This is a genomic window from Candidatus Pelagibacter sp. HIMB1495, from assembly GCF_052047955.1.
GTDB lineage: Bacteria > Pseudomonadota > Alphaproteobacteria > Pelagibacterales > Pelagibacteraceae > Pelagibacter.
The window spans coordinates 900,000-924,499 of sequence record NZ_JBNAIQ010000001.1 but is presented as its reverse complement, the minus strand read 5'-3'; the positions used below and the strand labels follow the sequence as shown (position 1 = coordinate 924,499).

29 protein-coding genes and 3 tRNA genes are annotated in these 24,500 nt (G+C 29.8%); 3 read left to right on the top strand and 29 right to left on the bottom strand.

Annotation, left to right across the window (positions count from 1 at the left end; all coding sequences use genetic code 11):
* Positions 1-20: 20 nt before the first annotated feature.
* Together ACTTAW_RS04925 and ACTTAW_RS04920 are read left to right on the top strand one after the other, a co-directional pair.
* A tRNA-Cys gene (locus ACTTAW_RS04925) sits at positions 21-94 on the top strand.
* A 50-nt stretch (positions 95-144) separates the two neighbouring features.
* Positions 145-220 (top strand) — tRNA-Asn (locus ACTTAW_RS04920).
* 65 nt (positions 221-285) lie between these two features.
* On the opposite strand, the gene ACTTAW_RS04915 is transcribed toward ACTTAW_RS04920, so the two are convergent.
* The 5 genes from ACTTAW_RS04915 to ACTTAW_RS04895 form a co-directional block, all read right to left on the bottom strand.
* A complete protein-coding gene (locus tag ACTTAW_RS04915) occupies positions 286-657 on the bottom strand; it encodes a helix-turn-helix domain-containing protein (RefSeq protein WP_440651371.1) in 372 nt (123 codons plus the stop codon).
* A 148-nt stretch (positions 658-805) separates the two neighbouring features.
* Positions 806-1,540: an amino acid ABC transporter ATP-binding protein gene (locus ACTTAW_RS04910; protein ID WP_440651370.1), complete on the bottom strand. Its 735-nt coding sequence runs from the start codon at positions 1,538-1,540 to the stop codon at positions 806-808.
* A 2-nt stretch (positions 1,541-1,542) separates the two neighbouring features.
* Positions 1,543-2,985, bottom strand: coding sequence for an amino acid ABC transporter permease (locus ACTTAW_RS04905; protein ID WP_440651369.1), 1,443 nt, complete (start codon positions 2,983-2,985; stop codon positions 1,543-1,545).
* A complete protein-coding gene (locus tag ACTTAW_RS04900; RefSeq protein WP_440651368.1) occupies positions 2,986-4,137 on the bottom strand; it encodes an amino acid ABC transporter permease in 1,152 nt (383 codons plus the stop codon).
* Between the two features lie 63 nt (positions 4,138-4,200).
* Positions 4,201-5,241, bottom strand: a complete 1,041-nt coding sequence (locus ACTTAW_RS04895; RefSeq protein WP_440618463.1) for an amino acid ABC transporter substrate-binding protein — start codon at positions 5,239-5,241, stop codon at positions 4,201-4,203.
* A 596-nt stretch (positions 5,242-5,837) separates the two neighbouring features.
* Here ACTTAW_RS04895 and ACTTAW_RS04890 point away from each other — a divergent pair.
* Complete coding sequence (locus tag ACTTAW_RS04890; RefSeq protein WP_440651367.1) at positions 5,838-6,068, top strand: hypothetical protein; 231 nt, start codon at positions 5,838-5,840, stop codon at positions 6,066-6,068.
* A gap of 7 nt (positions 6,069-6,075) precedes the next feature.
* Here ACTTAW_RS04890 and ACTTAW_RS04885 read toward each other — a convergent pair whose 3' ends face one another.
* The 24 genes from ACTTAW_RS04885 to ACTTAW_RS04770 form a co-directional block, all read right to left on the bottom strand.
* Positions 6,076-6,438, bottom strand: a complete 363-nt coding sequence (locus tag ACTTAW_RS04885; RefSeq protein ID WP_440651366.1) for a hypothetical protein — start codon at positions 6,436-6,438, stop codon at positions 6,076-6,078.
* Positions 6,439-6,753, bottom strand: coding sequence for a hypothetical protein (locus tag ACTTAW_RS04880; RefSeq protein WP_440651365.1), 315 nt, complete (start codon positions 6,751-6,753; stop codon positions 6,439-6,441). It lies immediately after the preceding gene.
* Positions 6,750-6,995 carry a hypothetical protein gene (locus tag ACTTAW_RS04875; RefSeq protein ID WP_440651364.1) on the bottom strand — a complete coding sequence of 82 codons (246 nt, stop codon included), beginning with the start codon at positions 6,993-6,995 and terminating at the stop codon, positions 6,750-6,752. Before ACTTAW_RS04875 ends, ACTTAW_RS04880 begins: the two co-directional genes overlap by 4 nt.
* Positions 6,995-7,183 carry a hypothetical protein gene (locus tag ACTTAW_RS04870; RefSeq protein WP_440651363.1) on the bottom strand — a complete coding sequence of 63 codons (189 nt, stop codon included), beginning with the start codon at positions 7,181-7,183 and terminating at the stop codon, positions 6,995-6,997. Before ACTTAW_RS04870 ends, ACTTAW_RS04875 begins: the two co-directional genes overlap by 1 nt.
* Positions 7,184-7,242: 59 nt before the next feature.
* Positions 7,243-7,404 (bottom strand): hypothetical protein, encoded by a 162-nt coding sequence (locus ACTTAW_RS04865; RefSeq protein ID WP_440651362.1) that lies wholly within the window; start codon positions 7,402-7,404, stop codon positions 7,243-7,245.
* Positions 7,405-7,486: 82 nt separating this feature from the next.
* Positions 7,487-7,924: a hypothetical protein gene (locus ACTTAW_RS04860; RefSeq protein ID WP_440651361.1), complete on the bottom strand. Its 438-nt coding sequence runs from the start codon at positions 7,922-7,924 to the stop codon at positions 7,487-7,489.
* Between the two features lie 12 nt (positions 7,925-7,936).
* Complete coding sequence (locus tag ACTTAW_RS04855; RefSeq protein ID WP_440651360.1) at positions 7,937-8,902, bottom strand: hypothetical protein; 966 nt, start codon at positions 8,900-8,902, stop codon at positions 7,937-7,939.
* Positions 8,902-9,891 carry a hypothetical protein gene (locus ACTTAW_RS04850; protein WP_440651359.1) on the bottom strand — a complete coding sequence of 330 codons (990 nt, stop codon included), beginning with the start codon at positions 9,889-9,891 and terminating at the stop codon, positions 8,902-8,904. The genes ACTTAW_RS04855 and ACTTAW_RS04850 overlap by 1 nt, the downstream gene beginning before the upstream one ends.
* Entirely contained in the window at positions 9,892-10,272 is a 381-nt protein-coding gene (locus ACTTAW_RS04845) for a hypothetical protein (protein ID WP_440651358.1), read from the bottom strand.
* A gap of 354 nt (positions 10,273-10,626) precedes the next feature.
* Positions 10,627-11,022: a hypothetical protein gene (locus ACTTAW_RS04840; protein WP_440651357.1), complete on the bottom strand. Its 396-nt coding sequence runs from the start codon at positions 11,020-11,022 to the stop codon at positions 10,627-10,629.
* Positions 11,022-11,342 (bottom strand): hypothetical protein, encoded by a 321-nt coding sequence (locus ACTTAW_RS04835; RefSeq protein ID WP_440651356.1) that lies wholly within the window; start codon positions 11,340-11,342, stop codon positions 11,022-11,024. Before ACTTAW_RS04835 ends, ACTTAW_RS04840 begins: the two co-directional genes overlap by 1 nt.
* Positions 11,342-11,824, bottom strand: coding sequence for a hypothetical protein (locus ACTTAW_RS04830; RefSeq protein WP_440651355.1), 483 nt, complete (start codon positions 11,822-11,824; stop codon positions 11,342-11,344). Before ACTTAW_RS04830 ends, ACTTAW_RS04835 begins: the two co-directional genes overlap by 1 nt.
* Positions 11,825-12,376, bottom strand: coding sequence for a hypothetical protein (locus ACTTAW_RS04825; RefSeq protein ID WP_440651354.1), 552 nt, complete (start codon positions 12,374-12,376; stop codon positions 11,825-11,827). It abuts the gene before it with no gap.
* A gap of 134 nt (positions 12,377-12,510) precedes the next feature.
* Positions 12,511-14,328: an AAA family ATPase gene (locus ACTTAW_RS04820; protein WP_440651353.1), complete on the bottom strand. Its 1,818-nt coding sequence runs from the start codon at positions 14,326-14,328 to the stop codon at positions 12,511-12,513.
* Positions 14,325-14,588, bottom strand: coding sequence for a hypothetical protein (locus ACTTAW_RS04815; protein WP_440651352.1), 264 nt, complete (start codon positions 14,586-14,588; stop codon positions 14,325-14,327). The genes ACTTAW_RS04820 and ACTTAW_RS04815 overlap by 4 nt, the downstream gene beginning before the upstream one ends.
* Positions 14,581-15,159: a hypothetical protein gene (locus ACTTAW_RS04810; protein WP_440651351.1), complete on the bottom strand. Its 579-nt coding sequence runs from the start codon at positions 15,157-15,159 to the stop codon at positions 14,581-14,583. Before ACTTAW_RS04810 ends, ACTTAW_RS04815 begins: the two co-directional genes overlap by 8 nt.
* 415 nt (positions 15,160-15,574) lie before the next feature.
* A complete protein-coding gene (locus ACTTAW_RS04805; RefSeq protein WP_440651350.1) occupies positions 15,575-16,360 on the bottom strand; it encodes a hypothetical protein in 786 nt (261 codons plus the stop codon).
* A 3-nt stretch (positions 16,361-16,363) separates the two neighbouring features.
* The gene (locus ACTTAW_RS04800) at positions 16,364-17,311 is read right to left on the bottom strand and encodes a hypothetical protein (protein ID WP_440651349.1); all 948 of its coding nucleotides are present in this window, start codon (positions 17,309-17,311) and stop codon (positions 16,364-16,366) included.
* Between the two features lie 43 nt (positions 17,312-17,354).
* Positions 17,355-18,356 (bottom strand): integrase, encoded by a 1,002-nt coding sequence (locus ACTTAW_RS04795; RefSeq protein ID WP_440651348.1) that lies wholly within the window; start codon positions 18,354-18,356, stop codon positions 17,355-17,357.
* A gap of 90 nt (positions 18,357-18,446) precedes the next feature.
* Positions 18,447-18,523 (bottom strand) — tRNA-Arg (locus ACTTAW_RS04790).
* A 29-nt stretch (positions 18,524-18,552) separates the two neighbouring features.
* A complete protein-coding gene (locus ACTTAW_RS04785) occupies positions 18,553-19,956 on the bottom strand; it encodes a TrkH family potassium uptake protein (protein WP_440651347.1) in 1,404 nt (467 codons plus the stop codon).
* A 4-nt stretch (positions 19,957-19,960) separates the two neighbouring features.
* Positions 19,961-21,352: a Trk system potassium transporter TrkA gene (gene trkA, locus ACTTAW_RS04780; protein ID WP_440651346.1), complete on the bottom strand. Its 1,392-nt coding sequence runs from the start codon at positions 21,350-21,352 to the stop codon at positions 19,961-19,963.
* Positions 21,353-22,708 (bottom strand): sigma-54-dependent transcriptional regulator, encoded by a 1,356-nt coding sequence (locus ACTTAW_RS04775; RefSeq protein ID WP_440651345.1) that lies wholly within the window; start codon positions 22,706-22,708, stop codon positions 21,353-21,355.
* A gap of 1 nt (position 22,709) precedes the next feature.
* Positions 22,710-24,491: an ATP-binding protein gene (locus ACTTAW_RS04770; protein WP_440651344.1), complete on the bottom strand. Its 1,782-nt coding sequence runs from the start codon at positions 24,489-24,491 to the stop codon at positions 22,710-22,712.
* Between the last annotated feature and the right edge of the window lie 9 nt (positions 24,492-24,500).

The window sequence follows — 24,500 nt, the reverse complement described above, 5'->3', positions numbered from 1 at the left end:
CTATTCGTCTAAAACAAGAGGGCAACGTGGCGGAATGGTTACGCAGAGGATTGCAAATCCTTGTATCCCGGTTCGATTCCGGGCGTTGCCTCCAAAAAAAATCTTGTTTTAGTTTTAAAAAAAAGTAAGTTGTGATTTTTACATTCCTCGGTAGCTCAGTTGGTAGAGCAGTTGACTGTTAATCAATTGGTCGCAGGTTCGAGTCCTGCCCGAGGAGCCAAAAAAAAATTAATCTAAAATATTAAGAATGAACAATTAACCAAAGGGGTCCCATTTTGGTTATGATTAAACTGCTTTAGAAATATTAGATCCTGAAATTTGTAGTATTTTGTTAAATTTTAATTTTTGATCAGCGTTAAGTTCTGAATAAACTTTTGCTAAAAAATTATAATTAACATTCATATGTCCTTCTTGGGATTTTTCTAAGTTAACTAAATATTCTGAAAAATCTTCGAAGAAATAATTTATTGGTACTTTTAGATAGTTAGATAATTGAAGCAATCTTATTGAACTTACTCCATTAGTTCCTTTTTCATATTTTTGGATTTGTTGAAATGTTACGTTAATAGCTTTTGCTACTTTTGTTTGAGTTAAACCTAAAGCCAATCTTCTTAACTTAAGTTTGTTCCCTAAGTGTTTGTTGAAATTATCTTCCATTAAGACCCCTCTTAATTAAATTTTAAAAGTCTATTGAACAAATTTATTTCAACTACTGCAATAGAAAAATTTATTTATTTTTTTAAAAAAACCTTAAAAACTAAAAACCTGTCAAGCAATTGTTAAGATCAAAATGTATATATATATTTTACAAGATTTGACTTAAGAAAAGCTTAGTACGATCACTCTTTGGATTGGCAAAAAACTCTTTTGTATCGGCTTTTTCCACTATCATACCTTCGTCCATAAAGATCATTTTATCTGCAACTTCTTTAGCAAAGCCCATCTCATGTGTAACAACGATCATCGTCATACCTTGGTTAGCTAAATCAACCATTACATCAAGAACTTCCTTAATCATTTCAGGGTCAAGGGCTGATGTTGGTTCATCAAACAACATAATCTTTGGTTCCATACATAGAGCTCTAGCAATTGCTACCCTTTGTTGCTGACCGCCAGAAAGTTGACCTGGAAATTTTTGCGCTTGATCAAGAATTTGAACTCTTTCTAAATGTTTTAGTGCTAATTCCTCAGCTTCTTTTTTTGGCATTTTCTTTACCCAAATAGGAGCAAGTGTACAGTTATCTACAATTGATAAATGTGGAAATAAATTAAATTGTTGGAAAACCATTCCAACTTCAGCTCTAATTTGTTCAATATTTTTTGTATCCTCTGTTAAAGTATTGCCATCAACAATAATATCTCCTTGTTGATGCTCTTCTAATCTATTTATGCATCTAATTAATGTGGATTTACCAGATCCAGACGGTCCGCAAACAACTATTTTTTCTTTTGGTTTAACTTCTAAATTTATGTCTTTTAATACTTGAAAATCTCCAAACCACTTATTTACATTTTTAATTTGAATAATACTCTTAGACATAATTATCGTTCTGTTTTATATTTTTGTTCTAAATTATAGCTATACTTACTCATTGCATAACAAATAATCCAGAAAATTATTGCTGCAAATACGTAGCCTTCCATTGCAAATCCTAACCATTCTGGATTAGTTTTTGCTAAATTTAACATTCCAACTATCTCTAATAAACCAACTACAAATATTAGAGGTGTATCTTTTACTAATGCTAAGAAAGTATTAGCGATACCAGGAATTACTAATTTAAGTGCTTGAGGTAAAATTACAAATATATGCATCTTCCAATAACCCATACCTAATGATTTTGCTGCCTCGTATTGACCTCTTGGTAAAGCTTGCAAACCTCCTCTTATTACTTCTGCAACATACGCAGCTTCAAATAATGAAATTGCAATAATTGCTCTAACTAATTTATCTATGAAAAAATCTTCTGGTAAAAACATTGGAAACATTACAGCTGACATAAATAGAACTGTAATTAATGGTACCCCTCTCCAGAACTCAATAAATCCTACAGATATATATCTAATCAAAGGTAGGTCAGATCTTCTTCCTAAGGCAAAAGCCATCCCTATAGGAAAACAAAAAATTAAACAGAAGAAAGAAATAATGAATGTTAGAGACAATCCTCCCCAAGCTCCAGTTTCAACCCAATTTAAACCATCAAGTTTACCAAGTTCGATTAATTCTTCATAAAAAACAAAGTACTTAAGAACTATATAGATTGTTAATGGAACAATTAAAAAATAATAGAATTTAAATCTACTTGGAATAAAAAATCCAAGAATAATTGAGATAACTGCAGCGATTATACCGTAAGAGAAATCAAAAAACACTGGTCCACCTGAAATAAAAAAGAATATAAACAAAAATGCAATAAAAGGATAAATAACTACATAGTACAAAGTTAAATACTTTTTAAATTTCTCTGTCGCAAAATAACCAACAGAACCAAGTAATGCTAAAGAAATAAAAGATAAATTTATTCTCCACTGCTCAGCGTTTGGATACATTCCATACATAAATCTATTGAACCAAACTTTTATATAAGTCCAGCATGCACCTGTTCCTGAACAAACATCTTTACTATCTCCAGCAAAACTAGCGTCAACAAAAAACCAACTTAGAACTGGTGGTGTTGCTTTAATTGTTACAAAAATAATTAATAATGAAAGAACAGCATTAAAACTATTAGTATTAATATTTTTGTTTAGACTATCTAAAAATTTGTACCCACTATGCTCAATTCTAATAAAGTGAAGACCTATAAATCCAATCACTAAAGGGATCACAAAACTTAACAAATTTGGTAGGAAACCAGTGATGTTAACATTAAAAAATGAATTCAAAAACACATCTAAAACACTAATAAAAAATAACAAAGAACCTAGATACAAAAATGTATTCAAATTTTCTTTATCAGGTCTTAAAAAATTAATTTTTGACATTTATTTTTCCTTAATAGCAATTTTTTTGTTATACCAATTCATCAGTATAGAAATTGATATGCTCAAACTTAAATAAGTAAGCATAGTAATAGAAACGATCTCAATAGCCTTCCCTGTTTGCATTAATGCAGTACCTGCAAATACTAAAACTAAATCAGGGTAAGCAATTGCAGCTGCTAATGATGAATTTTTAGTTAAATTTAAATATTGGTTAGTAGTTGGTGGTATAATAATTCTTAAAGCTTGAGGCATCACTACTAATTTTAAAACTTGATTTGGATTTAGCCCAATCGATGCAGCGGCTTCTTTTTGACCTTTTCCTACACCTTGAATTCCAGCTCTTACACATTCTGCAATAAAAGTTGCTGTATATAGCGCTAAAGATAAAGTTAGTGCAATTAATTCAGGAGGTAAGCTTACGCCACCTTCATAAATGAATGATGTGGTTGCAAGCTGTTTTAATTTTGGAATTTCAAAAGATAAACTTACTCCGCCCATAACAAAACTTAATAAAGGTAATATTAAAATTAATCCTAAAGATATCCATAAAACCGGTAACTGTTTACCTTGAGTTTCTTGAACTTTTCTTGCATGAATTCTGATTACAACTATCGCAATTATTGCTGCAACTATTGAATAAAAGAAAACATTAAAGTTTTCCCAAACAAAAGCTGGAACATATAGGCCTTTAATGGTTAAAAAGAAAACACCAAACATTGCATCGGCGTCTTGTGGTAAAGGTAATGCTCTTAATGCAGCAAAATACCAAAAAAATATCTGTAAAAGTAATGGAATATTTCTAAAAAATTCTACATAGAATGCAGCAAATTTATTAATCAAATAATTTGGTGAAAGTCTTGCAACACCAACTATTACTCCAAGTATGGTTGCAAATATAATTCCAATAACAGAGACTAAGATCGTGTTTAATAATCCAACTAAATAAGCTCTAAAATAAGAGTGAGATCCATCGTATTCAATTAAAGAAAATTGAACATCAAATGAAGATTCTTGAGATAAAAAACCATATCCAAAATCAATACCTCTATTTTCCATATTGACTTGGGCGTTATAACTAAAGAAACCAAAAACTAATATGACTGCTAAAACTGTAACTAATTGAGGAACTATTTTTTGTAATTTGAAGTTCATTTAAGAGCTTATAAAAAAAAGGGCTAGAAAAATCTAGCCCTTTTTAATTAGTTAAATATACAATTATCTTGCAGGTGGTACGTAAAGAATTCCACCTTTAGTCCATAATTCATTTGGACCTCTATCTGGTAAAATTCCAGTGTCAGCTATATTTCTTTTGTAGCTTTCACCATAGTTACCAACTTGCTTGATAATTCTTAAGCTCCACTCATTGTCTAGACCAAAAGCAGCGCCTAATTCACCCTCAGCACCAACTAATCTTTTTACAGCTGGATTATCTGAAGATTTCATCATATCTGCATTAGCTGAAGTAATTCCATACTCCTCAGCTTCGATCATAGCATTTAAAGACCATCTAACGATATCTTCCCATACTGAGTCACCTTGTCTAACAACTGGTCCTAAAGGCTCTTTAGAAACAGTTTCAGGTAATACAATGTGATCATCTGGATTAGTCATTTTAGTTCTTTGTGCAGCAAGACCTGATTTATCAGTAGTGTAAGTATCACATCTACCAGCATCATAAGCAGCTACGACTTCGTCAGCTTTTTCAAAAGCAACTGGCTCATAAGAAATTCCTTTTGAGTTAAAGAAGTCTCTCATGTTTAACTCAGTTGTTGTACCAATGTTTGTACAAGCTGAGATACCATTTTTGAATTGGCTTGTTGAAGTAATACCAGAACTTTTCCTAACCATGAAACCTTGACCATCGTAAAAGTTTACTCCAACGAAAGTTAGTCCGATATCAGCATCTCTAGAAAGAGTCCAAGTTGTGTTTCTTGATAAGATATCAATCTCACCAGAAGTTAAAGCTGTAAATCTTTCTTTAGCACTTAATGGTGTAAACTTAACTTTGTTTGCATCACCTAGTACTGCAGCAGCTACCGCTCTACATACATCAACGTCGATACCAGTCCAATTTCCTGCAGCATCAGCATTAGAAAATCCTGGAAGACCTTGAGACACTCCACATCTTACAAAACCCTTCTTTTGAGTGTTTTTAAGTGTTTTAGATTTTTTAGCAGCCATAGTTTCTGTTGTAAAAGTAAACAACACCGCAACCATTGCTACTAAAGAAGTTAATTGTTTTAAGTATTTAAACATTATTCTTCCTTTTTAGTTATTATTATTTGTTAACAAATAATTCAAAACATAGTTTTGAATTCGCAGGATTAAACCATTTTAGAAAAACTACTTCAAGAAGAAATTATGGTAAAAAAGACTAAGTAATGGCGCGCCCTGAAGGATTCGAACCTACGACCCTCGGTTTAGAAATTTGATGAGTGATCCTAAACCAAAGAACACGTTATTAATTTTGCTTTATTCTTTCTAAATAACTGACGAACTTAATGACAGTTAATAATAAAGTTATCCTATCAAATCATGGATTCTGCGTCCACTGTTTCGTCATACAGTCGTCAATCAACTACAACGAGTCTTTTGATATATCTTGTGTGTATAGGAATTATTCCGTCTATATCTTTGACGATATTGAATCCGAAAGTCGTCCTGCTGTTGCAGGACTAATGGATCCTAAACGATACCAAATTTTGAATCTTTTTCTAAGGTTAATATGGCTTTGTACAGGAAGGAGTCCCAACTGCTTTAGGTTTATACAAACGTTCACAAAGTTATTGCTGTTAAAAAGTTCTTCGTTTTAATTGTTAGTGCCAAAAAAAAATATTATAATTTTTTTTAAAATGAGAAAAAAAGGAACTAAAAAGGTTGAAAATAATAAAACTCCACTAGCAATTATTTTTGGAGCTATTGTGATAGCTTCAGCAATTTATATTTCAAATCCAAGTGAAGAACGAAAAGCTTACAATAGATGTTTAATAGATGAAGAATATTCTGAATGTTCATCAAGCGCTTGTAGAAAAATGATAAGAGAAGATTGCAAAGAAGCAATAGAATATTATCTCGATCGTTAATACATTTTTAATTCTCACACGGATACATGTCTTGCATTCCCCAAATATATAATAATGGTACTAACGCTTTATTAACGTCTTCACTAGTCTCACTTTTAATTCTATTAGCTTCAGTTTGAATCATCTCAACTGCATGTTCCATGCTAAATTTAATATCATCTGGAGGACAATAGAGCTGTTCATTTTCAGGTTTCTCAATGTACATGTATCTAGAATGAGATAGGTTGCCGTTTATAATTCCTCTCAAATACCATTTGGCACTTGTTTCATCTGATAATATTAGTTCTTTAAACTCACCATAAGTCATGAAACTGTGAGCGTTAGTAGTTAATGATATTATAGCTAGAAATGTTAATAATAATTTTTTCATTTATAAAAAATCTTGCATTATATTTTTTTCAACAGTCCAAATACTTTTAAAAGTGTAATTAAATATTCCTTCTGTGACTACCAAAGTTGCGTGGGTATCACAAAGTAATATGAAACCTTTTCCAACGCCAGAATGTGCTATTCCTCTTCCTCTTGTTGCTGCTCCTATTGGTGTTTTATCTACTGCATGCCAACTTCCACATCCACAGTTATATGTTTTATCTTTCATCAATGTGCTTAATGACTGATCAGGAGGAAATAATTCTTCACTAGCTAATTCGTTTTGCAATTCATTTAATGATTTGATTATTTTCATTTATTTTTTTTCTTCCACTTCTTAATATCTTTATCAATAGATTGCTGAATATCTATGTCTGCTCTACATTCATAATAAATATCACTCTGTTTAAATTTGTTTGATGTCATGCTCCTAGCTAAATCACCACAGTATTTGTGTTCTTTAGAATTAACAATCATATCTATCCATCCTCCATAATCTGAATAAGCACTCCCCCCAAACAACAAACTAAGAACCAGGATCGATAGGAGTTTTTTCATCAATTTATTCTACGGTTACAAAGCAAAGTAACATCTTGAACTACTCTTTTTGTTATTTTTTTTTTCTCTAATTTTAATAATCTATCTACACAGTTTGATAATTGATCATTTTTTGAACTAAGAATGATCGCTATACTAATAATTAAAGATGCAAGTATTATTGCTATAGAAAACTGATAATCTTTCATAATCCTAGATTACCAAATCCTGAACAGAGAGTCTAATTGCTATTAAATATAAACGTATATTAGATTTTTTTAGGTAGAAATGTTCCTAATCCTCTAAAGAATTCTGGGCTAGGTTTATTCCTTGCCTCCTCTAATCTTTCTAACGTCTTATCTTCATCAAGCAGATATAATACTTCCTTTTCTATTTGAGGAAACTTTACGTCTAATTTTAGAGGTACCACCCTTTTTCTCAAATTAGGTTTAGATTACTGCTCTACGTAATACATTGATTGTCTTAGTTAGAGTTATAGATGGCAAAATATTTTAAAATTTTTTTTCTAATTTTGTACAGGGAATTTCCCATAAACGATTAAAATTGTATTGTTTTCCACTACCAGTCCAAGGTTCAGTAGATCTATAAAAACCTAAATATCCTTTCACTCTCTCAAGCTGAATAGTGTATATGTGCGTTTTAATATATTTATCTTCATCCCACCCATCCGAGACTCGAAGATGGGTGTCATAACTTGTGGTAGCTTTATCTAATCCTCTACCCATTCCTTCAATTTTATAGTCATCAATAAAATCTACTTTAAATTTAATTTTATTTTTTTTTGAAGGCTCAACTATCTCAATCATTTTTTTATTAATTTTTATATAAAGACGTTCTACATCTGATCCACATTCCAAACTAATTTTAAGAGCATAAGCGTTCCCACTAAAAAACAAACTAATAAACAGGATCGATAGAAGTTTTTTCATTTTGTATTCACTTTATAAATTGGCATTTATTGGACACAGTTGCGTTGCATTAATATTCATAGCTTTTGTTGTTCCACCACAATTATAATAACAAATTTTACCAAGTCCTGATTTTGCTTCACTCGTTTTAAAGCATATACTTGACTTTGTCGATGAGGGACTCAGTACACTATTTCCTGTTGTCATGCCCAACAAAGCTGCCCAGGCTTCTTGATCTCTAGATGCTTTGGCTTCTTCAGCAATTTTATTTTGAATATCTGTTGCTTGTTCTTGTATCTTGGCTTCTAATGATGCTCTTGACTCACTATCAAGTAAAGCGGCCTGACGAATTTCATTAATTTCTATCAACTTTAAGATACATTTTGCAAAATTTTCTGTATTGGGAGTAAATCCAATTTGTTCACATTTTTTTTTATTTTCTTCCATTATTTGTGCTTCATAGATTTCTTTAGCTATTTGTTTTTCTTTCTCTTCTTTAATTTTATTTTTTTTATACTCTTCATTTGTTAACTTAAGTTGATAATTCCAAATTTCATCTACGTATGAATTTGAAATTTCTTGATAGCCCAATCCTAAAGTCCAAATTGGATAGGTTGTGTAAGTTGTTCGAAAAACAAAGCATTTATCAGTTTTTTTTAACGACCTTATCTTCAAAATTCTCTCAAAACTTTCTTTTTCACATTTTGCTATAACTTTTTTCATAGCATCCTCTTCTGATATGAGGCTATCTTCAGCGAATTTATCAACCTTATAACCATAAGGATCTTGATCTTTATTTATTTGCCAGACGTCATAAGCAACAGCGTATGCATCCCAGTGATTTTTTTTTCCAGAAGTGTCTTTGCTACTATTTTTTTCTTTTGAAGTGTCTTTGCTACTATTAGAATTTACGTCTGGTTTTAATGCTTTATTACCTCCAGTTGTTTCACAACCGCTTAACAACAAACTAAGAAACAGGATCGATAGAAGTTTTTTCATTACCCTCCTAATAAAGCCCTTGGATCAAAGTTTAAAACAATCTCTTTCCATCTTTCGTAACCATTATTAGGTACCCTGAAAGGCTCACATAATTTTATGGCTCTTAGAGCGCTATCAGCTAAAACTTTGAAGTAAGCTTTATTTTCTTGATTTATATTTTCTTTATTTAGTATTTCAGTTTTTTCAACACTTCCATCTAACCTAAAATCAACTTTAATATTTACCACCAAGTCTTCACTGTAAGGTAGACCCATAGGAATACTCCAGCATCCAAAAATTTGAGATTTAATATCCTCTTCTTCAGCAAGTGTTAGAGATGATGAGTGAGTGTTACTATTTTTTTCTCCTATTTCTTTTTTTGATAGCTCTAAAAGATTTGCAATATTATTTGGATTAAAATGTTCTTTTTCACCAAAGGAAGACTGATCTAACGTTTTTGAATTAGCATTTTTACTAAACTCTTTTATGGTGTTATCACCAAATGCTATTTTTGAAACATAAAGTTCAACAGTTAAATCAGATAATCTTGCCATCTTAACCTTAGTACAGCTGTTTCCAAACATACTGTCATATGAGCCTTCCCTAGTTTTTGTAAGTCCTGGATCTAAATAAAAATCACGTCTGATAGTTCCTTTAAAAACTAAATCACCAAATAAATCTTTTGCAACAAAATATGCATCAACAAGTTTAACTTGTTGTTTATAGTTATTAGTTATTTCATACCTGATAAATATTTCATCGTACAAACTATCATTTTTACAGGACAAAAAGTTTAGCTTAAATCCAATTTGAGTTTCAGCAGGTATTCCCTCTTCCTCAAGTTTTTCATTATTTCCTAAGATATTCTTTAGAAAATTAGTACCATCAACATCTTTTTCAATATCATCTAGTCTTTTTTCTATATTATCTAATCTTTGTTTAACTGTTTCGGCAAAAGAACTTCCAATAAATAAGAAACAAATAACCATGATTGATAGAAGTTTTTTCATTTATAAACTAGGTCTTTGTTTACAATTAAATTTTTCTGAAACTATTTTGTTATTAGAAGATGCGTATATTCCAGCAACTCCATTTTTTCTGTTTACTTTCCAGTAAATTTTTTGACCGAACAAACTAGCTGTAACAGAATTAGCAGGATCTAGAACAATACTTGTTACCTCTTTAGAATTAAACTTATCTACTTTGGTGCATTTTGAGTCACCACCCATATTTACACAAAAATTTCCATCTTCAATATCAATCATAAAAAAGTCGTTACCACTCTCCTCAGTAAAATAACAATTGATATATAGCTCCTTAGAAAACAAACCAGCGTAAACATTTCCACTAAACAACAAACTAAGAACGAGGATTGATAGAAATTTTTTCACTAATCAGTTTTTTTAAAACCTTTAATGAAGAATAACAAAATAAAATATATTACAAACGGTAGTGCAATCATTTGAAATATATCTGTCCAGGTAAACCCAAATACATCGTCTTTATTTACGCTTCCAGAAAAGACATAATACAACGGTAGAATTAACCATAACCCTGCTAACGTAAAATAAATTCTCTTAAACCCTTTACCAAGATCTAATTTTGATTTTTTCATAATCCAAGATTACCAAATCCTGAACAGAGAGTCTAATTGGAATTGATTTTGGTCGTTGGGGTGAGCGCCCATGCTCATTTATAACTTTCTAATTTATTCTGTCCTGAACAAAAATTAGCAGTCCCCAACGTTATTTGTTTAAATTTTCAAAAGTCATCCGCAGCAGGTTTTTCACAACGTCTCTTTCAGCATCAGTTAATTGTGAAATAGCTTTTCCAGGTGCAACAGAATCTAAATTTAATTTTTTTATTTTTGGTTTTTCCCTTTGTTTTAAGTAATCAGTTATTGATATAACAGTTCCACCTTCTTTTAGACCAAGTGGAATTCTACGAATATAATCTTCGTCTTTAGTGTCCAGCCACTCTAAGAACGACTGACCTTCATTTTTTTCTTTGTTGTACTGATCTTGCAGTATTTCGATTATCTCATTTTCTACATCAAATCTTATGTCAGCTTCATCTTTAGCTAACTTAATTAGATCATCTCTTCTTAATTCTTTTTTTGTATTTTCTATATTTGAACGCATTAGTTATCAGTCCTTCCTTCGTTTAAAATTTTATCAATTAGTGCTTTATCTTTTTCGTCCTCTTCTCTTCTCTTTTCATATTTGTCAGCAACGCATCTTCTCCACCTTGAGGCATATTTATTTCTATCTATCTTTATTTCTTCGACGTCTCTATTAAGGGATCTAATCATGTCATTTTTGCAACCAACCTCATCCCATAAATTCTTTAATTGATCTGTTAATTTTGAATTGGTTGAAATCACTTCATCTAATTGAAGTTCTTTTCTATTTAACTGATATTCTAATTTTTCTATTTGATCTTCTAATTCGTATTTTTTCATTAGGTTTCTCCCATTAAATAACCTAGTCCAGAAGATCTAATTCTTTGCTTTTCTTTTTTATTATCTTCAAGCATCTTGAAAAATCTGTTGTCTTCCTCCGATCGCTTAACATCAACTTTCGGAGGTAGTACAATGGGACTTGGATCAAGCTTTAAATCTTTTTTGAATATTTTTGTTCTATGATTTGATTTGTTCAAATTCTCTTTAAACGGTTTGACCTGAGTATTAGGTTTGATTGGTTTTGCTAATATACGTTGACCTGTGTTCGATATTTTTTGCGTTTTAATGTTATCTCTTGGCTTTGAGTCCATTAAGTATCTAATTTCATCTGCATCTAAATCTCTTGTTTGCATCTCTTCAATCAGCAAATTTCTAACAATATCCCCACTTGGTTTTAAATCTTCTTTTTTTAGATCAGCTTCAGTTGGTTGTTTTGGTCTTTTTAAATAACTCATCATTTGTTTGTATTCTCCAATTTTCATTTAATAATATTTCGTTGTTGCAGGTTCAGTTTCTACTTCATCGTATTCTGTTCTGGGTTCAGGGAACAAAGGTCTCCAATTAGTTCTAACGTCTATAATAGAACCGCTGTTGAACCCTCCATAATTTGATTTATTTAATTTTTTTGAATGTTCTAATTCTTGTTTTTTAATTCTGTCTCTTCTTCGTTGTTTAGCTACTTCAAAAATATCATCTGTTATTTCTGCTATTTGTTCTTCATTTAATCTTCTATTTATTCTAGCTAATTGTCTAAGGTCATTGGTCAGTTTTAATTGATGACCGTTTCTAGCCTTATGGTAGTTGGTACTTGCATCAGGAACATTGCGCCTTCTGATCTTTGAACGTGAATTTTCTGCCGTGAATGTACCCTTGTTTGGACGGTCTTGAAGAGGTGTTGAATAAAAATATTCTGAACCTTTCTTTATAAATTGACCTTCAAGTTTTCCTGATAATCTTCTTTTTCTTAATGCTGACGCTGTTATTCCTTCTAACGTTGCATACTCTTTAGCGTTTAATTTAAATTTTAAATCCATAATGCGCAAATATACCAAACGTGAATATTCACGCATTAAATGGACGGAACTTTTTTATTCTAACGTATAGAAAGCAGTCGCACTGTCGCAACGTCTAAAAAAAGACACAACGACAACTACGACAGATATTTATATTAACAAATATCGTTCCCTTCCTTATCTTTGCCGTCATGGAATAAATACGTTCCATATTTTGGACCTTTCACTAGCTCAAATTGATTAGCCATTCTTTGCATAGTTCTAGACATTCTACGACCGTCTTTAGAATTAACAGTAACGCCATAATATTTTGCAACATCTGACGGCCTGATAAAATCTAATTCCTTGTGCAACTCTTTCATGGCTTTAGTTATCTCAAGTCTATTTTCGTTTTGATTGATAATATCTAGATTGCCTTCAAAAGAATAAGACATAGATTCGTTAGACCAATTCAGTGCATATTCAAAGTCTAGGATATCTCTTCCCCTACCTTTTAATGATGCTTTTGAATTAGGCCCGTCTCCACGATCTAACATCCACATTGCATCAGTCATTCCTTGAACACCTACAGATCCCTGAATTTTATCAAAGCTATATTCTTGAGCTGATTTTGATAAGTGCGTTATGAACAAAACAGTTAAATTATTTTGAACTGCTAATTTTTGAATTCCATTCATAAGAAGGTTGTCCTGGTCATATGCTGTGCCAGATTTAGATTGTCTTGGTTTGATCCTTGCTAGTGTATCAATAACAACTAAACGAGGGTTCTGCTTTGATTTAACCCAATTTTCTAGGCATTCTTCAAAGCCAAAACCTAAGTAAGGAATGTCCCCACCTAAAACAATTTGTGGCTGTTTCAGTTTTTCAAAACCTAACTTCCTAACACGATCTTGTATTCTACGTTTGGAATCTTCTAATCCAAAATAGATCGCATCTCCTTGACTAGAAGAATGACCTAAAAACTCAGTACCGTTCTGAACAGAGTAACAAAGTTTTAATGCAGTCCAACTCTTCATAGCTTTTGGACGGCCAGCCATACAAATAAAACCTTCAGGTAATATTCCAGATACAGCCCACTTCATAGGTGGTAGCTCTGTTTTCATAAGCGTTGGCATATCCAAAGATACAGAATTGAAATCAACGATAGACTTTGTCTTTTCAAAACCGTCACTAGAAGGAATAGATCCAATTAATGAAAAAAGATTTTTAACTTCTTTTTCATCTGCACCTATTTGATTTGCAAAAGATATATAACCAGAATTTTTCTTTTCTTTGTTATTAGATCTAACATGATTTTGCATTTTCTTCAGTGAACAGTCCCTACTATTTGGATCTGTCTTTTGAACAATTTGCCAAATGAAGTCTTCACGTTCAGAATCTGACCAATCAGTGTAACGCATGATGCAAGAATCTAACTTCAATACACCTTGATTAGCACCTACATTGTACATGCACATTGCAACAGCAACATAGATCTTATTCACTATCGACTGCAGGTTATCTACAAAAATTGGTTTTTGTTCATCAACATAAAATTTTCGCATAACCATAACGTTGGAGTTATCTTTTGAAGGTGTTGCACCATAGACAACTGTTTGACCTGAACATCTATGTTCTAGAATAGTTTGACCTTTGAATTTTTTAACATCATTGTCTTTCAAAGATTTATTATTCACATAGAAATAATGAGTTATCTCTTCAACACCGTTAGTTATTCTAGCTAACTTCAATGTATTATACGGCAACCATAGTCGTCCAAAATGAACAGCTAAGGCACAATCTAAATCAACATCAATTAAGTTTGATTGACCCAAATTAATACCAACGTTGCTATCATCTAAAACATCATCAATTAGATATTTTTTATTTATCCAATTTTGATCATGGGTTTCTTTAGCGTTAGGGAACAAGGGTACAATACTGTACCCCTGATCCATGATTTTTTTAGCGTAAGCTTTAGCTCTAGTAATCATTCTATTCCCTCCGCTACAAGTGCATTGGAAACAGCACAGCCGCCGCCTCTTTTCCACATCTCATTTTTGATTGATTTAAAATCTTCTTTTTCCCAATCAGCTAAAAGATCATATCCTTCGAATGTCGAAGGTTTCCCCGCTACATCCAAACTATGTTGAATAGTCCAATAGTGATGATGGTCTAAAAGATAATCAAAAACATATCGATGATCATAATCTTTTTCTATTAACAAATGCCAAATTAGATCTTTTCTATTCATCATAGTATTCCTCCCAATGTTTGTATGCTTGTTCAGAATAATCATCACATGCTTTATAGAAATCAATCGCATCCATTTCTATTGCGCCACCAAGATCATGCTTAAAAAATCTAGTTTTGTAGTTTCTAAATTTCTTTTGCCATAGATAACGTTCATAGAATTTTTCTTCCTGAAACGTATCAGCAGTCCATGATGAATTTTTATATTTGATCTTTAATGTTAACCAATCAAACGTAAAAAAGTTTTCACCCTGTGCTGATCCAAATTCAGTGGTCCAATGAACTTCTCTTCTGCAAAGAGGTTCAATGCACATTCTGTACATGGTTTTTATCTTAGAAATTAGAGGATAATTTTTCTTAACACTCCAAATATCTTTGATTGTTTTTGGAATATTTTTGAACGGCAGTTCTTCTCCTCTTGTACCTGCAGTCCAATCCCATATTAAATGTATTCCTGTAATGTTGGGATCTATTCCATGTTTTGTTTCGGCATAACTACTGTCGTTTGCATTTTTCCAATAGCTAAGCAACCAACCATACATCTGGTTGGCATTTCTTTTGATATTATTCATACGTTTTCTTTTGTTGCGGTATGAGGGGCGACCAAACCCCTCTACCTAATCACAACGCGGAACAGCTATACGCTGAATAATGTTATTGTTATGAAACTTGTAGTGATAGAAATGAACGTTATTAAGCTAACGTCTATAAAATATTGCTGATCCAAATATTCCTCTTTCAAAAATTCTATTTTCATAAATAACAGTTATTTTGGTCACCGCGTTTTTATGATCTTTTGGAGAGTACAGCGCTGATCTTTTGCGCAAAAATTTTTGGAAACTTTTCAAACCACATGGAGTTTTTAACCTTTTGGGTCTATTCGAGTTCACGAACTCCATACATTCATTTAACTTCGTCACTACTGATATATATTTCAAAACTGAAAATTCAAGCTCTTAAAAAGACTCTAATTGCTAGCTTTTTAATTTAGCGACCACTCATATTTGTAGAATATACCCATTCTTGGGTAGGTTTGATACTCAATAAATAATCAACTATTCTTGGATCTAATTTTTTTGGTTTAAATTTCTTTTTATCAAAATTTAAAAAATGTTTTTCGACCTCAAATAATGTGTTGTATAGCTTTTTAACATTATCATTTTTAATTTGGTTTAAACCAAATTGTCTTGGTTTAGTTTCTCTATAGAAACCCCATTCATTTTTCCGCCTTTTCTCTTGTACTGAAAAATCTATATATAAGTATCCATTGAAATTTTGATAATGAACATCACTTTTTAAAATATAAAAACTGTATGAAGTTTTATCATCTTTTTTAATGATTATTTCAGCAAACAAAATAGGATTATCTTGATCTTTTTTTATAACTCCTTTTCTTAAAAAATCTCTTTTGACTTCACGTGAAAATGTTGGACTTTTCTTAAAAGAATATATTAATCCATCCTCTATAATTAAGGATCCCGCATCTGGATCATTAGTAGTATTATTCTCAACACACCTAAAAAAACCTATTGTTTTTGAAATAATATTTTTTGAATTTTTGTGGGCTTCAGTTCTTGATCCAACTGATGGGCAATCATAACTACTATTCCAATGAGCTGCAGTTGTGGTTTCTATATCTACCCATGTATATTTGTTATTATTGTATCCAATATGGGATTTATATTGGCGTTTGATATTTTCTTTAACGATTAGATATTTAGCAAATGAATTGAAAGGATAAAAAATTAAAAGAAAAATAATTATTATCTTCATAAATTAAAAACCCAATCTTCCTGAAACAAGAAGTTTTTTGAAATGCGCTTGTCTTAAAATACTTCCGTTTGGAACGTTTCTAAAAAGATTTGGTAGAAATTGACCTGGTTGAGAATAAGAATAAGAATTAGCAGGTGCAGAAACGCTAGTACTTCCTGCAGATGTTGAGGAAGATCCAGAAGAAGCAGTTAGTTTATCAATAACTTTTGGTACAACTTTGCTTGCAACATAGCTAATTGCTATAATTGCTACAATCAAAATTAATGTGTCTCTAATTTGTTCTGATTTATCAACTAAAACAACTACTTCTTGATCTGGAATAATAACTCCACCATCATTAATAAATAAGTTTTGTGATATTTTATCGAGCATAAGTTCAAAATATTTAAACCCTTCATTTTCATTAAATTCTATTTTCTCTTTATTTAGATCAACAAAAACAATTTTTTTTCCATTTATGTTCATTAATAAATTAAACATCATCTCCTCAAACCTAGCTTTGTTTTCAAGGTTATTCTTTTGATAAATAGGATAAGTTCTAAATTCTTCGTTTATACAATTTATAAAAATAGGAAAATCACCTTTATCTAAACATTTAGATGAAAGGATAAGATTTTCTAAATCTTTTAATATAATATCATTATCAGCTTCGATAAGTTGTTCATATAATTCATAGGCTTTATTATTGTTAATAATTTTTTCATTAACAAGATCTGCATAAATGAAGTTCATGTTTAAAAAATTAATTGCATCTTTTCTATACTCAAATGAATTTTTATATTTAGCTTGAATTGTTAATTTATCTTCAAGACATTCGATAAAGTTATCGAAATTATTATTTTGATCACAAATGAATTTATCTATTCCGAAATAATTGTTTAAATTATTTGCATAAGAAATATTGTTAAAAGAAAAAATTAAAATTGTTAGATATACAAAAATTCTTTTCATAAAGAATCTATACCAAACTTGATTTCCCCTGTCTAATTGCTAGCTATTGAGAAATATTATTTAACTTTTTTGCAACAATTGAAGGGTTATGCTGACTGTATGTTTTAAGCATAAGTGATAGCGTTTTGTGACCTGTGAACATTTGAACTTCACTAATAGATAAACCAGATTCCATTAATCTAGAACAAGCTTCCCTTCTTAGATCGTGCCAATGCAGGTTGGTTATTTTTGCATTCCTAGTTATTGAACGCCATGCACGTTGAAAATTATTTAACGATACAGGGAAAACCCTGCCGTTGATATGACGTGGTATCTGATTCAGTATTTGAATTGCTCTTGGTGTTAAAGGTATTTTTCGTTGAATACCTGTCTTTGAATGTTCAGCTAATATCGTTATCAGCATATTATTAAGATCAACTTGATCCCACTTCAGGGTTAATTGTTCATTCAAACGCATAGCAGTTTCAATCGCAAATTCGATCATGGAACACCAATAACTATTCCGTTTGGTCTTGCAGTGTTCCATAAGCTTATCAAACTCCCCTTCTTCTAATCGTCTATTTCTAGGTGCGTTTTCTTTTGGTTTAATATCGTTGGGGATAGGATGTTCAGGCAACCAACAATTATAAAAACGTATAGCCTTTTTAATAGCAATACTCATAAAAGATAATTCCCTGCATACTGTAGATGCAGAAATCCCTTCATCTAATCTTTCGTCCCTATAACGTGCAAATATTTGAGGCGTTAAATTAGATAAATATCTTTTAACAATTTCGTTCTGAACAATGACATTGAACCTTGATTGCTCTTTCTTCGGCTCTCTCACGACCTTTAATCGCTCTTTAAGATGACGTTCTAAAACCGACTTCAATGTAGTCTTAGATGCGTTGGATGTGTCCCTGTAACGTGATTGATCTAATTGTATTTCAACAGATCTACCCCACTTCATTGCATCGGTTTTTTGTTTAAATGTTTTGTAGATATTCTTATGACCTTGTCTTTTGATTTCTACAAAGTATTTGCCTAAACGCTTTCTAATATACATTTTTTGACCTTTCGTTTCGTCATCAGGTCGTCAAAGCATGTATTTAGAAGAATGGGACAGGCATCATGGTTAAATAAGCCTTGATTTTAATGGCGCGCCCTGAAGGATTCGAACCTACGACCCTCGGTTTAGAAAACCGATGCTCTATCCAGCTGAGCTAAGGGCGCAATACTTAAAATACATATATATTACAAATTTAATATTTAAACAGAAATTTTTTAGCTATCAATAATAAAGATAACAATTCAATTCTACCAATAATCATAAAGAAAATAAGAAAATTTTTAGTAATAAAATGTAAATTTTGAAAATCAAAATCTCCCATTCCGTAAGCTGAAGAATTAACAGTATTCATTAATGTTAGAACTGCCAGTTTAAATGAATATTCAAAATTGATTTCACTCAAAGATAAAAAAATTGTTAATGAAAAAAGTGAGATTATAAAAATAACAATTGTAAGAAAATATTTATTTATATCTTGAGTTGCAAAATTAATTTTAGAAAATACTAGCTTATTCATAAAAACATTTTTTGGTCTACTGAAAGAAAGTATTTGATTTAAAGAATATTTTGTTAATGAATATATTTTCAAAAATCTTAATCCTGAACTTGTTGAAATAAATGAGCCTCCAATTATTACCAAGAGTAAAAACAAAAATTCAAGATTGGTTTGTTCGACATTCAATGAAATTCCAATATTAGAAATACTACTTACTAAAGATAAAAAACTAAGAGAAAAGGAATTATCGTAACTAAAAAATATAAAAAAAATTCCAACAGCTATTACAAAGTATAAAAATAAATGAATATCCTCATGAAAAAAATTAATGTTTTTTCTTAAAAAAATTAAATTATATAAAAAGAAAATACTAAAAAAAGAAACTAGCATTAATAAAGAAAAAATTATTATCTGTGAATTTTGTACAAGTATAGTTGAAAGATCGTTCACAGGTAAAAAACCACCTGATGAAATAATGCTCATTGCTAGATTTAATGAATTAAATGACCTAATTCCAAATAAATTAAGAAAAACAAAAATAACTAATGTTAAAATTGAATATAAAATAAATATTTTAATTGTTTGTTTTAAAATTTCAGTCGTATTAAATGATAAAAAATTTGTGAGAGATCTTTTTAAGTTTTCATCATAAATATCAATCAAAAAAATTATAGAAAACAAAAAGTACAAACCACCTATCCATTGAATAGATGATCTCCATATTATTAATCCTTGATCAATATGTTTTATGTTTTCAAAAATTGTAAAACCAGTTGAAGTAAAACCAGAAACTGCTTCAAATAAAGAATTTAAAAAAGTTAAATTATAAATACTAAAATAAAATGGAATGGATAATACTAATGGCATAATAAAATATCCCAAAAGCACAGTTAAAATTTTTTCAAATATTGATGGTTTTTTTTCTGATTTATCAATTTTGTAAAACAAAAAACCAATTAAAGCAGAAATTACTAAACTAAAGTAATAAGTATTTAAGTTTAAGTATAAATTAAAATAATAAGAGTAAATAATATTTAAAAATGAAAAAATTGAAATTAATAGAAAGAAAAAACTTAAATATTTTACCCTAAGTGTTAGCATTTAATTAAATTGAGCTAATTCTAAAAATGTTTTCAACAACTGAAATTGAGTCTTTTTTGGCTAAAAAAACAACTTTATCATCTTTTTGAAATACGAAGTTTGATCTAGGTATAATTACTTTATCGTCTCTAAGTACGGCACCTATTCGAATTTCTTCTGGAAGATTTGAGTTTTTTAATTCTTTATTAATTAATTCAGATGTCTCAATTATCTCTGCTTCTATCACCTCATATTCACCGTTCATAATTGTATAAGCAGTTTCAATTGTACCTTTGTGGATATGTTTTAAAATACTAGATACTGTATTCATTCGAGGATCAATCAGATCATCAATTTTAAGTGAACTTTGTAATAATGAATAATTTGGCTTATTAATTAATGCCATTGTTCTTTTGTCGTCAATTTCTTTTTCATCTTTTGCAAATTTTTCGACTAAAACACTTACCATTAAGTTATCCTCATCATCATTTGTAAGAGCTAGAACAGTTTCTGCTTCTTCTAAATTTGCCTCAGCTAAAACTTCTTCATCTAAGGCATCTCCATTGATAACTATTGTATTATTTAATTCACTAGCAAGGAATTCTGCTCGTTCTTTATTTTTTTCAATAATTTTAACTCTAGCTGCATCTAAATTTTCTTCAATATTTTTGGCTAAATTAAAACCAATATTACCTCCACCAACTATAAGAATTTTTTTGGAAACTTTTTCGATGTGCCCAAATGCTTCCAATGTTTCAGACATTTGGGTTGAATTTATAATCACATAAATTTTATCATTGATTTTTATTTCATCAGTTTTTTTTGGAATAAAAAACTTATCCTCTCTTATGACACCAATTACATTTGCTTTGAGATTTGGGTATTTCTTTGTTAATTCACTTAATTTAATATTAATCAAACTGCAATTTTCATTAATCAATATTTCAAGTAACCTAATTTTATTTTCTGCAAAAGGCACACTATCTAAAGCACCAGGGGCTTCTAATTTTCTTTGAATTGATTTTGCAATTTCAATTTCTGGTGAAATAATAACATCTATTGGTAAGTTTTCTTTATTGTAAACTGTTGTAAACTTTGGATTTAAATAATCTTGTGATCTTATTCTCGCAATTTTTTTGGGTATTTTAAAAATAGAAAATGCAATTTGGCATATAACCATATTGATTTCATCATTTCTAGTAACAGCAATAATCATGTCTGCCTCTTGAGCATTAGCTTTTTCTAGTATTGATGGATAACTTCCTTTTCCAACTATAGCTTTAACATCAAGAGCATCATCAATTTTTTGAATGTCTTCACTTGATGGGTCTATAACTGTAATAGAATGACCTTGATCGCTAAGCTGTTTAGCAATAGTGAATCCCACTCTTCCCGCACCACAAATGATAATATTCATTTAATTAAATTCTTTAATTCCTAAGCCTTTTAATTTTCTATGTAAGGCAGTTCTTTCCATTCCAACAAAATTTGCGGTTTTTGAAATATTTCCATTAAATTTTTTTAATTGAATAGTTAAATACTCTTTTTCAAACTTTTCTCTAGCTTCTTTTAAGGGCACAGATAGGCTATTTTCAGTCAATTGTTCATTGAAATTTATATTTTTTAAAGATTCTTTGATTATATTTGATATTTTATCCTTTGTGTCAGGCTGTAGTATTGCAATTCTTTCTATCAAATTCCTTAATTCTCTAACATTGCCATGCCAATCATGATTTAATATGTAAGAATTGTCTTCATCTATCTCTAATTCGTTAATATTGTAATTTTCAGATATTTTTTTTGAAAAATATTTAATCAGAAGTGGAATATCTGAAATACGTTGACTCAACGGTTCAACATTTATTTCAAAAACATTAAGTCTATGAAATAGATCTTCTCTAAAATTTCCTATTTCAATTTCTTTTTTTAAATCCTTACTTGATGAGCAAATTAATCTAACGTTTACTGTTACGTCATTTGAACCATTAACTCTTTTGAATTTTTGATCAGTTAATACTCTTAAAATTTTTGATTGTATATCCAAGGGTATTTCTGAAACTTGATCTATTAATAAAGTTCCTTTGTTAGCTTTTTCAAGAGCACCATAAGAAATAGATCCGTTATCTTTTTCTTCTCCAAATAATTCAAGTTCATATTTATTTGAATCTAATAATGCCCCATTTAAAACTACAAAGGGATATTTATTTCTTTTAGATAATTTATGAATTTTTCTTGCAATTAATTCTTTCCCAGATCCTGATGGACCATTAATAAATACCCTACTTTCTGTTATCGAAATTTTATCAATTTGATCGTTGATATTTAAAATATTTTTACTATTTCCGATTAATTCATAAGATGAAAATAATTTTGTTTCATACTCTTTATTTTGTCTTTTGAGATTGTAATTCTCAACTGCTCTTTTAACAAAATTAAGCAACCTCTCTTGATCAAAAGGTTTTTCAATAAACTCAAAAGCTCCTTCATGGAGAGATTTTACTGCCATTTCAATATTTGCATGACCTGAAATTATAATAACTGGCACGTCTTTATCTTTTGATTTGATATGAGATAACAATTCTATTCCATCATTATCACCTTTATCTAACTTAACATCAAGGATAGCAACATCTGGAAGTTTTTTATCTATTTCAGATAATGCTTGATTATAATTTGCAGCAAGTCTTGTTTTGTAACCAGCATCCAAAATTAGCTCATTAATTATGTTCCTAATATCTGCATTGTCATCTACAATTAAAATTTCTGAGCTCATTCTATTTAATAAAATCTATTTTAATTTTTGCACCTTTATCTAAGGGTATAAATTCAATTTTTCCGTTATGGTCATTTATAATTTTACTTACTATTGAAAGACCCAATCCTGTTCCGTTTTTTTTAGTAGTAAAGTATGGGTTTAAAATATCTCTAATATTTGCTGCAAAAATCCCAAAACCAGTACCATTATCTATAATATTGATTTTGATGTAGTTATTTTCTTCATTAACTTCAATAGTGATTTTTTTATCTAAATTACTATCATTTTCTGCTCTTTGCTGAATGCTTTCAATAGAGTTTTTAATTAAGTTAAAGAAAACTCTTGCAAGTTGTTCTTTGTCACTATTTAAAAAAATTTCTTTTTGATTGCTGTTAATAGAAATATTAATTGAATTATCTAGCTCATTTAACAATTTTATATTTTCCTCAATTATTTGAATTAAATTATTTTCTTTTAAAATAGGCTTTGGCATACGCGCAAAATCTGAAAACTCATTAACTAAATTTCCTATTTGTTTAATTTGATTATTTATTATCTGTAAATTTTCATCAAAATTTTTTTTATCATCTTCATTAACTTGATTAGAATATTTTGTTTTCATTCTATCAATTGTTAATTGAATTGGAGTTAATGGATTTTTAATCTCGTGAGCTAGTTTTCTTGCTAAATTACTCCAAGCCTCATGTCTTTCATTAATTATTAATTTTTCTTGTTGATTTTTAAGTCTATCAATCATTAAATTGAAATTTCTATTTAGAGTTTCTAAATCTTTGTCCGTTTTTACTTCAGGAACTTTAGTGTCAAATTTACCCTCTCCTATAGATACAGATGCATTAATTAAATTATTAATAGATCTAAAAAATCTTGACGAAAATCTTATTGCAATAGAGATGGATACAAATAGTAAAACACTAACAACAATAATATAGATAATAGCAAAAGAAATTTTGATACCTGTACTTTTTTCTTCTACTGTATAATAAAAATTAATTGCCTCCTGTGACTCTGTCAAATATTTTGAGATATCTTTATCTAAAAATTTAACCACATATAGAAAACGATTATCAAAATTTTGTAACCTCATTATTGCAGCAGACATATTTTCTGGTGCATTTAAAATTTTTAATGGACGATCATCATCAATAACAAGTGACAATGCTCTATCCAATGGTGGTACATATGGTTGATCATCACTTAAAGTGCTAAATAATAATTTTTTATTTATATCAATAACGTGAACTTCATCTACATCCCGAATTAATTTTTGAGTTTTTAGAAAACGATTATACTCTCTTACGTCATCATTTAAAAATTTTTTGCTTTTATTTATGTCAAAGGCTATCAAAACGATATCTGATTGAATATTATTACGTATTTCATCGACATAATTTTTAGCAAGCTCGTAAGAATTATTAACAACAGTTGTAACTTTTTTGTCAAAATATTTTTCCAAGGCAAATGAAAAAAGGAACAATGAAAAAATAGATATTAAAACTGAAGGTATTAAAGTAAATAAAGCAAACACAGTAATATATTTTTTGTTCGATTTTAATCCGTCTTTATCGATATCTGTTTTGATTGCTCTTCTAATTTCAAAAAAGATAAATACAAAAAGTGAGGTTAAAAGTAAGATATTTACTATTAAAAGATATTGTAAATTTTTATCAGTTAGTTTGATAAATCCTTTATCAATAAAAGTTAAAAATGTTAAAAAACCTATCGATAATGTGATAATAAATAATATTATCAAATAAATATTTTTCTTAATAAAATCTGACATTTAGGTATA

Bases quoted from the DNA above. Each gene is read 5' to 3' on its own strand.
- ACTTAW_RS04820 (WP_440651353.1), bottom strand. From the start codon at position 14,328: ATGATTACTAGAGCTAAAGCTTACGCTAAAAAAATCATGGATCAGGGG.
- ACTTAW_RS04885 (WP_440651366.1), bottom strand. From the start codon at position 6,438: ATGAAAAAATTATTATTAACATTTCTAGCTATAATATCATTAACTACT.
- ACTTAW_RS04800 (WP_440651349.1), bottom strand. From the start codon at position 17,311: ATGAAAAGAATTTTTGTATATCTAACAATTTTAATTTTTTCTTTTAAC.
- ACTTAW_RS04895 (WP_440618463.1), bottom strand. From the start codon at position 5,241: ATGTTTAAATACTTAAAACAATTAACTTCTTTAGTAGCAATGGTTGCG.
- ACTTAW_RS04910 (WP_440651370.1), bottom strand. From the start codon at position 1,540: ATGTCTAAGAGTATTATTCAAATTAAAAATGTAAATAAGTGGTTTGGA.
- ACTTAW_RS04805 (WP_440651350.1), bottom strand. From the start codon at position 16,360: ATGAAGATAATAATTATTTTTCTTTTAATTTTTTATCCTTTCAATTCA.
- ACTTAW_RS04795 (WP_440651348.1), bottom strand. From the start codon at position 18,356: ATGTATATTAGAAAGCGTTTAGGCAAATACTTTGTAGAAATCAAAAGA.
- ACTTAW_RS04850 (WP_440651359.1), bottom strand. From the start codon at position 9,891: ATGAAAAAACTTCTATCAATCATGGTTATTTGTTTCTTATTTATTGGA.
- ACTTAW_RS04875 (WP_440651364.1), bottom strand. From the start codon at position 6,995: ATGAAAAAACTCCTATCGATCCTGGTTCTTAGTTTGTTGTTTGGGGGG.
- ACTTAW_RS04815 (WP_440651352.1), bottom strand. From the start codon at position 14,588: ATGAATAGAAAAGATCTAATTTGGCATTTGTTAATAGAAAAAGATTAT.
- ACTTAW_RS04860 (WP_440651361.1), bottom strand. From the start codon at position 7,924: ATGAAAAAACTTCTATCGATCCTGTTTATTAGTTTGTTTTTTAGTGGG.
- ACTTAW_RS04775 (WP_440651345.1), bottom strand. From the start codon at position 22,708: ATGAGCTCAGAAATTTTAATTGTAGATGACAATGCAGATATTAGGAAC.
- ACTTAW_RS04810 (WP_440651351.1), bottom strand. From the start codon at position 15,159: ATGAATAATATCAAAAGAAATGCCAACCAGATGTATGGTTGGTTGCTT.
- ACTTAW_RS04825 (WP_440651354.1), bottom strand. From the start codon at position 12,376: ATGGATTTAAAATTTAAATTAAACGCTAAAGAGTATGCAACGTTAGAA.
- ACTTAW_RS04900 (WP_440651368.1), bottom strand. From the start codon at position 4,137: ATGAACTTCAAATTACAAAAAATAGTTCCTCAATTAGTTACAGTTTTA.
- ACTTAW_RS04770 (WP_440651344.1), bottom strand. From the start codon at position 24,491: ATGTCAGATTTTATTAAGAAAAATATTTATTTGATAATATTATTTATT.
- ACTTAW_RS04915 (WP_440651371.1), bottom strand. From the start codon at position 657: ATGGAAGATAATTTCAACAAACACTTAGGGAACAAACTTAAGTTAAGA.
- ACTTAW_RS04840 (WP_440651357.1), bottom strand. From the start codon at position 11,022: ATGCGTTCAAATATAGAAAATACAAAAAAAGAATTAAGAAGAGATGAT.
- ACTTAW_RS04785 (WP_440651347.1), bottom strand. From the start codon at position 19,956: ATGCTAACACTTAGGGTAAAATATTTAAGTTTTTTCTTTCTATTAATT.
- ACTTAW_RS04830 (WP_440651355.1), bottom strand. From the start codon at position 11,824: ATGAAAATTGGAGAATACAAACAAATGATGAGTTATTTAAAAAGACCA.
- ACTTAW_RS04880 (WP_440651365.1), bottom strand. From the start codon at position 6,753: ATGAAAATAATCAAATCATTAAATGAATTGCAAAACGAATTAGCTAGT.
- ACTTAW_RS04905 (WP_440651369.1), bottom strand. From the start codon at position 2,985: ATGTCAAAAATTAATTTTTTAAGACCTGATAAAGAAAATTTGAATACA.
- ACTTAW_RS04855 (WP_440651360.1), bottom strand. From the start codon at position 8,902: ATGAAAAAACTTCTATCGATCCTGTTTCTTAGTTTGTTGTTAAGCGGT.
- ACTTAW_RS04870 (WP_440651363.1), bottom strand. From the start codon at position 7,183: ATGAAAGATTATCAGTTTTCTATAGCAATAATACTTGCATCTTTAATT.
- ACTTAW_RS04835 (WP_440651356.1), bottom strand. From the start codon at position 11,342: ATGAAAAAATACGAATTAGAAGATCAAATAGAAAAATTAGAATATCAG.
- ACTTAW_RS04890 (WP_440651367.1), top strand. From the start codon at position 5,838: ATGAGAAAAAAAGGAACTAAAAAGGTTGAAAATAATAAAACTCCACTA.
- trkA (WP_440651346.1), bottom strand. From the start codon at position 21,352: ATGAATATTATCATTTGTGGTGCGGGAAGAGTGGGATTCACTATTGCT.